This window comes from Klebsiella sp. MBT K-1, from assembly GCF_002556465.1.
Classification (GTDB): Bacteria; Pseudomonadota; Gammaproteobacteria; order Enterobacterales; family Enterobacteriaceae; genus Klebsiella; species Klebsiella grimontii.
On the sequence record NZ_PDEL01000016.1, the window covers coordinates 147,988 to 156,829 of the forward strand.

Sequence of the window (8,842 nt, forward strand, 5' to 3'; positions counted from 1 at the left end):
TATTGTTAATGAAACATGGAACACATCATGTCAATCAGCTCAGTTATCAAATCCTTACAGGACATTATGCGCAAAGACGCCGGCGTGGACGGCGATGCGCAGCGCCTCGGCCAGCTCTCCTGGCTGCTGTTTCTGAAAATCTTCGACGCCCAGGAAGAGGCGCTGGAACTGGAGCAGGATAACTATCAGTACCCGATCCCGCAGCGCTACCTGTGGCGCACCTGGGCGGCGAACGCCGAGGGCATTACCGGTGATTCCCTGCTGGAGTTCGTCAACGATGACCTGTTCCCGGCGCTGAAAAACCTCACCGCCCCCATCGACAAGAACCCGCGCGGCTTTGTGGTCAGACAGGCGTTCAGCGATGCCTATAACTACATGAAAAACGGCACCCTGCTGCGTCAGGTGATCAACAAGCTGAACGAAATCGACTTCACCAGCGCCAGCGAGCGTCACCTGTTCGGCGACATTTACGAACAGATCCTCAAAGATCTGCAATCGGCGGGCAATGCTGGTGAGTTCTACACCCCGCGCGCCGTCACCCGCTTTATGGTCGATCGCGTCGATCCGAAACTCGGCGAGTCGATTATGGACCCGGCCTGCGGCACCGGCGGCTTCCTCGCCTGCGCGTTCGATCACGTAAAAAACAACTACGTGAAGAGCGTGGCCGATCACCAGACGCTGCAACAGCAGATCCACGGCGTGGAGAAAAAACAGCTTCCTCACCTGCTGGCGACCACCAATATGCTGCTGCACGGTATCGAAGTGCCGGTGCAAATTCGTCACGACAACACCCTCAACAAGCCGCTGTCGTCGTGGGATGAACAGCTGGATGTGATCGTCACCAACCCGCCGTTCGGCGGCACCGAAGAAGACGGCATCGAGAAGAACTTCCCGGCAGAGATGCAGACCCGCGAAACGGCGGATCTGTTCCTGCAACTGATTATTGAAGTGCTGGCGAAAAACGGCCGCGCGGCGGTGGTGCTGCCGGACGGCACGCTGTTTGGCGAAGGCGTGAAAACCAAAATCAAAAAGCTGCTCACCGAGGAGTGCAACCTGCACACCATCGTGCGTCTGCCGAACGGCGTGTTTAACCCGTACACCGGGATCAAAACCAACCTGCTGTTCTTTACCAAAGGCCAGCCGACCAAAGACATCTGGTTCTACGAGCACCCGTACCCGGCGGGGGTGAAGAACTACAGCAAAACCAAGCCGATGAAGTTTGACGAGTTCCAGGCCGAGATCGACTGGTGGGGCAACGAGGCAGACGGCTTCGCCAGCCGCGTCGAGAACGAGCAGGCGTGGAAGGTCAGCATCGACGAGGTGATTGCCCGCAACTTTAACCTCGATATCAAGAACCCGCACCAGGCGGAAACCGTCAGCCACGATCCGGACGAACTGCTGGCGCAGTACGCGAAGCAGCAGCAGGAGATCCAGACCCTGCGCCACCAGCTGCGCGATATCCTCGGCGCGGCGCTCTCCGGCAAGGAGGCTAACTGATGGCGGTGGAAAAACTGATTGTTGACCATATCGACACCTGGACCACAGCGCGGCAAACCCGCTCCACGGCGGGGCGCGGCAGCTCGGGTAAGATTGACCTGTACGGCATTAAGAAGCTGCGCGAGCTGATTCTGGAGCTGGCGGTGCGCGGCAAGCTGGTGCCGCAGGATCCGAACGATGAACCGGCGTCGGTGCTGCTGGAGCGTATTGCGGCGGAAAAGGCCGAGCTGGTGAAGCAGGGGAAGATAAAAAAACAGAAGCCGCTGCCGGAGATTAGCGAGGAGGAGAAACCGTTTGAGCTACCGGTGGGGTGGGAGTGGGTAACACTGGCGACCGTAGGCGAAATAGTCGGTGGAGGTACGCCAAAGTCAGATAATCCACAATACTGGGCCAAAAATGGTATTAAGTGGCTTACTCCGGCAGACCTCTACGGGCTCAAAGGGAAGTACATTTCGTCTGGATCCCGTGATATTTCACCCGAAGGACTGTCAAACTCATCCGCTAGGTTAATGCCAAAAGGGAGTGTGCTTTTCTCTAGCCGAGCACCAATTGGATATGTCGCGATAGCCGATGCAGAACTATCAACAAACCAGGGTTTTAAATCTTGTGTTCCATATATCAAAGAGAGTGCAGAATATATATATTACTTCCTAATGGCATCCGCAAAAAAAATAGATGCAGAGGCAAGTGGAACTACATTTAAAGAAGTCTCAGGGGCAATTGTATCGAAAATATTATTTCCTTTGCCACCATTGAGTGAACAACTAAAAATTGTCTCAAGGGCAAATGAACTCATGTCCCTCTGCGACCAACTGGAACAGCACTCCCTGACCAGTCTGGACGCCCATCAACAGCTGGTTGAAACCCTGCTAACCACGCTAACCGACAGCCAGAACGCCGATGAACTGGCCGAAAACTGGGCGCATATCAGCGAGCATTTCGACACGCTGTTTTCCACCGAAGCCAGCATTGACGCCTTAAAACAGACCATTCTGCAACTGGCGGTGATGGGTAAACTGGTGCCGCAGGATCCGAACGACGAACCGGCTTCTGAACTGCTCAAACGTATTGCGCTGGAAAAAGCACAGTTGGTAAAAGACGGCAAAATGAAAAAGCAAAAACCGTTGCCACCGATTAGTGATGAGGAAAAACTGTTTGAACTGCCTGAGGGGTGGGAGTGGTGTCGCTTAGAGGAGATAGCTTATATTTTCTCCGGTAATGCCTTTAAAAGTGAAGATTTCAATGAGTCGGCTGGAACGAAATGTATAAAAATAACCAATGTGGGAGTACACGAATTCATAGAGTCACAAGATTACCTCCCTTCTGATTTTAACAAGTCATACCATAATTTCAGAGTTTATTCTGGTGACATGATTATTGCCATGACAAGACCATATATTAGCTCCGGGTTAAAAATTTGTATTTGTCCCGATAGCTACCACAATGCTCTTCTTAACCAACGAGTTTGTGCAATCCGTTTATCTCATTTCTCAGAGTATTATTATCTTTTTTTAAAGAGCTTATTCGTATTAAAGCATTACCAAGATAGATTTAATAATTCAGGTTTGCAGCCGAACTTAAAAATGGCAGATATCTCTCATTTATTAATCCCTGTTCCGCCAGAAAATGAGCAGAATAAAATACAAAATAAAATTAATGCATTATATACAATGATAGAAACTCTATTAGAGCTCACCAAATCCGCCCAACAAACCCAACTCCACCTGGCCGACGCCCTCACCGACACCGCCATAAATTAACCCGCCCCAGAAACCAATAAAGCGGCTAAATAGCCGCTTTCTTCCCATCACCAGAAATAATCTTTCCCTTTATTCCCGCCGTTATTTTCATTCATTTTCAGCTGGACTTTCCGTCTATTCCCTGATGATATGTACAGGTATTTTTCGCAAGACGCCCGTGCTGCAACACGAGCGCCTTGCTAATCACAATCACTATTTCAGGAGAATAGCCATCATGACTACCCCGCATTCTATTGCAGAATTCACCGATCCAGAAGTCTCCCCGGAAAATAACCGTAAAGGCACCGTCAGCTATGCGAGCCGCTTTGAAGATCATCAGCGGATTCCGGCGATTATCATGAAAGGCCAGTGGCTGGAAACCGCCGGTTTTGCCACCGGCACTAAAATTGATATCAAAGTAATGGAAGGCTGTATCGTGATTACCGCGAAGCAGCCAGAGCCCGAACTGGTAGAGTCTCTGCGCCAGCTGCATAAGCTGTCGGCGCGCAAGCAGAAGCAGGTGCAGGAGTTTATTGCCGTGATTGGCGACAAGCCCCGCAGGCGGAAACATTAAAACCAGTCACCCGGCAGCCTCTGCGCTGCCGGGTTGACATCGAGGCTAAACCGCCGCGCTATCCATCTGTTTTTCAAACGCCTGGCGGATCAGTCCCATCACATACGGCAGCTGAGCAATATCGCTGAAACCGACCTCCACATCACCATTGCCCCAGCGACCAAGATCCGTTACGTCTTTCGCCATTCCTTTCGGGTCAACCAGCTCATGGAACGGCATATTCAGCGACAGGCGCAGTCGGCTTTTCTGCGGTACCACGTCGACAAAATTGGTCTCCGCCTTGAAGGCAATATACAGCTTCAGCACCTCCTGGGTGATGCTTGCATCCAGCTTTAAAATTTCCGGTGCCAGCTGGTCAAACAGCATCCGGCTGTGCGAACCAACGTCCAGTTGATGGAAGTCCGACAAACTGTAGTTCATGGTTTTTTCAGGCTGCTGACGATACTGGCTCAGCACCTCTTCGCTCAGCGCAGGCGCGCCCCAGACCTGAACGGCACGCTTCGCCAGACGCTCGGCCCGCGCATCCATTGCCGCTTCATCCCATTTCTCGCACTGCCCTAACCCAGCGTTTAAATGCAGCGGGCTTTCCTTGAAACCACCAGCAATATCGCGTTTTTCCACAAAGGGTTTATCGCTGTAACGCGAGTTATAGCCGGTTAACGTCAGATTCCCCAGCGTATGCAGCCGTTCTTTATGTATCCGCTGCCAGTCGCTGCCCAATTCTTCACGCCATTTTGCCGGCAGTTTTTCATTCTGCGGCATAATGTGTTCAATCGTATATTCATCCACCGCCACGCGCTCTTTACGCTGATAATTTTCCAGGCGACGCAGCCAGTAACTGCGGCTGCGGAAGTTATACAGATCGCGCTCTTTTAATTTAAGGCTGAATTCATCATCATCCGGAAAACGTCGGTAGCTCGGCAGTTCCAGTAAATGCGCCTGAATACTTTCCAGATAGTTTTCTTTATTTAATACCTTATAAAACGTGGCGAAGGTTTTATTTAGCGAGTTAGATTCAATACCGCAAACAGCACGGCGGAAAACATACGACTCAATCAGCCTTATTGCACTCAGGAAATCGTTGGGCAATAAATCACCCTCATGATAATCGTGATACAGCGCCAGCAGGAATGGATAGGCAACATCGACCTTTAACTCGCGCAAATCCTGAAACGCAGTCGCGAGAGACTTATCGCTCTCTTTGCCCAGCGCCATCGCACAAAAATATTCCGCATAGCGTTGAATATCCGCCACCAGCGCATCAACGCCCGCTTCGGCGACAGGCAGGCTGCGCGCATGCAGCTTAAAGGCTTCATACACTTCATCGGTACGGGGAATATCCCCCGTTTTGACCGTCAGATAATGGCGCATAAAGCTGTCGAAATATTCACTGTAGCCTTTCTGCCCGAAAGCAATTTCCATCGGCCGCCAGTGGTCATCATACAGCCGCGTCTGATGCTCCGGCTCCAGCCCCATCAGAATAAAGTTGCGCACTAAATCGGCCTGGCTGAGCGCTTTCCCCGTTGAGTTCATGCTTTCAAAGATCAGCTGCGGGTTATCCTGCCCGCGATTGAGCGCCACGTCGACAATCAATAGCTTAGATAACCCACGACACAGCGAAATCAGGTCATCGCCTAATTTACTGATTTGTTCATCAAAGAATTCAAAATTAGCCGCAATACGTTGCGAACCGTTTTCAGGCAGCGGTTTTTGCTTAATCAGCGCCAGCAGGCTGTCTTTATCGGTCTCTGTCAGCAGCAGCTTATAGCCCCTCTCCCCGGACTCATAAGGGTTGAGCAAATAGTAGTTACGTAATTTCATCGCGGAGAAGCCATCAATCAGCTCTTCATCGCCAAGGTGACGGGATAGCGCTTCTAGCAGCAGCATTGCGGTGGTCAGACGCTGCTGACCATCAATAACCAGCAACGGAGAAATCCCCGACACCTGATACAGCCCCTGCTCAATATAAACAACGGAGCCGATAAAATGTGCAGAGATATCGTCGCGCTGTCCGGCACGAATAATATCGTCCCAAAGCTGAAGACACTGCTGCTTAGACCATGAATAGGTGCGTTGATAGATTGGGATAACGAATTGCTGTGAGCGTTTGAGAAAATCAAGTAAACGGGCTTCTGTGGCTTTCATTTTTAGCGTTCTCTTCCGTGAAGCATCAAGTTCACCAATAATAACCACGCCCATGAGTAAGTTAAATGTAAATACTCAATACAGCGCGGGATTGTGAACCGACGCAGTGCGTTTCAGCCGTCTGCGGGCCGGTAGCCCGGACAGGCGCATCAAGCGCCGCCTCCGGGATTTCTCTTCTCCAGGCACCTAAGACCTTACAATGCGCTCATATCACCGCATATTTTAAAATCATACTGCCGCACGCTGCAGCGTAATATGCTGGATAATAACCCCATAACAGTAAACAATTAGCGAATGACAACTAAAGACAATATAACAAAAAGTTTTTTGCTAAATAACCAGCATATAAGAAAACCCCACCAATATATCTAACCGCATGATTCACCAGCAAATATATATCATTTATTTTTGAAAAGCCTGACCTGATTGCCTTCCCATAATAATCCCGATACATTCACTCATTCCCTATACGGGAAACTCTAAATATAAAAAACACAACAATATAACCGGGATGAATGTCATGAAAATAACCAAAGATCGGGTGGTTTACGCCATGTCGCGGGATAACGCTCCTGTCGCTACCGTCAGCAGCGGAAGTGAAGTGCTGTTCGAAACCTGCGACTGCTTCTCCGACCAAATCACCTCCGCCGATGCCGTGTTCAACGAACTGGACTGGCAGCGTATTAACCCGGCGACCGGGCCGGTGTACGTCGAGGGCGCCGAGCCGGGCGATGCGCTCAAGGTCACCATCAAACGCATTACCCTAAGCAGCAATCAGGCGGTGATGGTCACCGCACCGCAGCTGGGGGTGATTGGCGACGAGCTCGATGCCCCGAAGGTCACCATCGTGCCCATTGAAAACGACCATGCCATACTGCCCGGCAACGTGCGCGTGCCGCTTAATCCGATGGTCGGCGTGATCGGCGTCGCGCCTGCCGGGGAAGCCATCTCCTGCGGCACGCCGGATAGCCACGGCGGCAATATGGACTGCAAAATGATTACCGCCGGCAGCACCCTGTGGCTGCCGGTCAACGTCCCCGGCGCGCTGTTCGGACTGGGGGATTTACACGCCGCGATGGGCGATGGCGAAGTCTCGGTCTGCGGTCTGGAAATCCCCGGCGAAGTACTGGTCGAACTGACGGTGGTTAAAAACCGCCGCCTGCCGCTGCCGATGCTCGAAAACAGCGAGACCCTGTTTACCCTCGCCTCGGCGCTGACACTCGATGATGCCGCCGCCATGGCTACCCGCAATATGGCGCATTTTATCGCCGACAATACCTCCCTGATGCTGGCAGACGCCATCAGCATCCTGAGCATTGCGGGCGACCTGCAAATCTGTCAGGTTGTCGATCCGCTGAAAACCTGCCGCTATGCGTTACCAAAGTCAGTGGCTGAACAGCTCTCCCTGAGCATCGAAGGGGAGCGGGCATGAGCGTTGAACAATTTGGCTATAAGCAGGAGCTGCATCGGGCGCTGACGTTCCGCGATCTGCTGGTCTACGGCATGATATTTATGGTACCCATCGCGCCGTTTGGCGTCTTTGGCTACGTCTGGGACGGCGCGCAGGGCATGGTGGCGCTGGCCTATCTCATCGGTATGGTGGCGATGTTCTTTACCGCCATGAGCTACTGGTCGATGTCGCGCGCGTTTCCGGTTTCCGGCTCGGTATACGCTTATGCCCAGCGCGGTATTCATCCGATTGTCGGCTTTTTTGCCGGCTGGCTGATCCTGCTGGACTATATTCTGGTGCCGTCGCTGCTCTATATCGTCAGCGCGGCGGCGCTGGCGCCCATGCTGCCGGGCGTGCCGGGCTGGCTGTGGATTGTCGGCTTTATCGCGATTAACAGCCTGATTAACCTGCGCGGCATTACCTTTACCGCACGCGCCAATAACACGATTCTGATCGCGGAGATCGTGGTGCTGTCAGTGTTCGTCGTGCTGGGGCTGATTGCGCTCTACTCCGGCGCCGGGGCGGGCCATCTGACCCTCGACCCGCTCTACAACGCCGATAAGTTCAGCCTGCCGCTGGTGATGGGCGCGGTCTCCATCGCCGTGCTCTCGTTCCTCGGCTTCGACGGGATCTCCACGCTGTCGGAGGAAACGAAAGGCGGCGTAGATACCGTGGGTAAGGCGTCGCTGGGCGCGCTGATGCTGGTGGGTTCGCTGTTTATCCTGCAGACGTGGATTGCCGCCGATCTGGCGCAGGGCATGACGTTTAGCAGCCTCGATACCGCCTTCTACGATACCGCGAATCTGGCGGGCGGCGGCTGGCTGAAGTATGTCACCATGTGGTCGACGGTGATCTCCTGGGGGATTGCCAACGCCCTGGTAGCGCAGGCCGCCGTGTCGCGTATTCTGTTTGCGATGGCGCGCGATAAGCAGCTGCCGCAGCTGCTGGCGAAAGTGCACCCGCGGCTGAAAACGCCTTACGTCAGCACCCTGTTTGTGGCGCTGATTTCGCTGGCTTCCGGCCTGTGGTTCTACGGCGATATCGATAACCTCAGCCGTCTGGTGAACTTCGGCGCGCTGATGGGCTTCCTGGTGCTGCATATCGCCGTGATAAACCATTACATCATTCGTCAGAAATCGCGCAATCTGGTGGTGCACCTGCTGTTCCCGGTGGTGGGCCTGTGCATTATCGGCTTTGTTATTTATGAAATGGACGCGCAGGCGAAGGTACTGGGGCTGAGCTGGCTGGCGGTTGGAGTGGTCTATTACCTGCTGATGCGCCTGGTGCTCAAGCGCAATGTGGAATTGAAGCTGGAAGGCTAACGCAATTTATCTATCCCGGAGGCGGCGCGTTGCGCCTGTCCGGGCTTGTATGATTAACCCGTCAGAAAGAACCGGCCAGTTCTCTCTGATGGCGGTCCGGATGCCGTGTCCGGGC

Annotated in this window: 6 protein-coding genes; 5 read left to right on the top strand and 1 reads right to left on the bottom strand. The window is 53.0% G+C overall.

Translation table 11 applies throughout. The features are described 5' to 3' along the window. Window positions 1–27 precede the first annotated feature (27 nt). From CMQ96_RS22720 to symE, 3 genes are all read left to right on the top strand, one after another. Window positions 28–1,497 (top strand): type I restriction-modification system subunit M, encoded by a 1,470-nt coding sequence (locus CMQ96_RS22720; RefSeq protein ID WP_098067359.1) that lies wholly within the window; start codon window positions 28–30, stop codon window positions 1,495–1,497. Beyond that, window positions 1,497–3,257 carry a restriction endonuclease subunit S gene (locus CMQ96_RS28705; RefSeq protein ID WP_098067360.1) on the top strand — a complete coding sequence of 587 codons (1,761 nt, stop codon included), beginning with the start codon at window positions 1,497–1,499 and terminating at the stop codon, window positions 3,255–3,257. Before CMQ96_RS22720 ends, CMQ96_RS28705 begins: the two co-directional genes overlap by 1 nt. A 214-nt stretch (window positions 3,258–3,471) precedes the next feature. Beyond that, window positions 3,472–3,810 carry an endoribonuclease SymE gene (gene symE, locus CMQ96_RS22730; RefSeq protein WP_098067361.1) on the top strand — a complete coding sequence of 113 codons (339 nt, stop codon included), beginning with the start codon at window positions 3,472–3,474 and terminating at the stop codon, window positions 3,808–3,810. Window positions 3,811–3,855: 45 nt separating this feature from the next. Here symE and CMQ96_RS22735 read toward each other — a convergent pair whose 3' ends face one another. Then, window positions 3,856–5,955, bottom strand: a complete 2,100-nt coding sequence (locus tag CMQ96_RS22735) for a DUF262 domain-containing protein (RefSeq protein WP_098067362.1) — start codon at window positions 5,953–5,955, stop codon at window positions 3,856–3,858. 520 nt (window positions 5,956–6,475) lie between these two features. Between CMQ96_RS22735 and CMQ96_RS22740 the strand changes: the two genes are divergently transcribed. Together CMQ96_RS22740 and CMQ96_RS22745 are read left to right on the top strand one after the other, a co-directional pair. Continuing rightward, complete coding sequence (locus CMQ96_RS22740; protein WP_004137247.1) at window positions 6,476–7,387, top strand: acetamidase/formamidase family protein; 912 nt, start codon at window positions 6,476–6,478, stop codon at window positions 7,385–7,387. After that, window positions 7,384–8,727, top strand: a complete 1,344-nt coding sequence (locus CMQ96_RS22745; RefSeq protein ID WP_004128506.1) for an APC family permease — start codon at window positions 7,384–7,386, stop codon at window positions 8,725–8,727. The genes CMQ96_RS22740 and CMQ96_RS22745 overlap by 4 nt, the downstream gene beginning before the upstream one ends. The last annotated feature ends 115 nt before the right edge of the window (window positions 8,728–8,842 follow it).

Excerpts from the sequence above, each read along its gene's own strand:
- CMQ96_RS22720 (WP_098067359.1), top strand. The coding sequence starts at position 28 with ATGTCAATCAGCTCAGTTATCAAATCCTTACAGGACATTATGCGCAAA.
- CMQ96_RS28705 (WP_098067360.1), top strand. The coding sequence starts at position 1,497 with ATGGCGGTGGAAAAACTGATTGTTGACCATATCGACACCTGGACCACA.
- symE (WP_098067361.1), top strand. The coding sequence starts at position 3,472 with ATGACTACCCCGCATTCTATTGCAGAATTCACCGATCCAGAAGTCTCC.
- CMQ96_RS22735 (WP_098067362.1), bottom strand. The coding sequence starts at position 5,955 with ATGAAAGCCACAGAAGCCCGTTTACTTGATTTTCTCAAACGCTCACAG.
- CMQ96_RS22740 (WP_004137247.1), top strand. The coding sequence starts at position 6,476 with ATGAAAATAACCAAAGATCGGGTGGTTTACGCCATGTCGCGGGATAAC.
- CMQ96_RS22745 (WP_004128506.1), top strand. The coding sequence starts at position 7,384 with ATGAGCGTTGAACAATTTGGCTATAAGCAGGAGCTGCATCGGGCGCTG.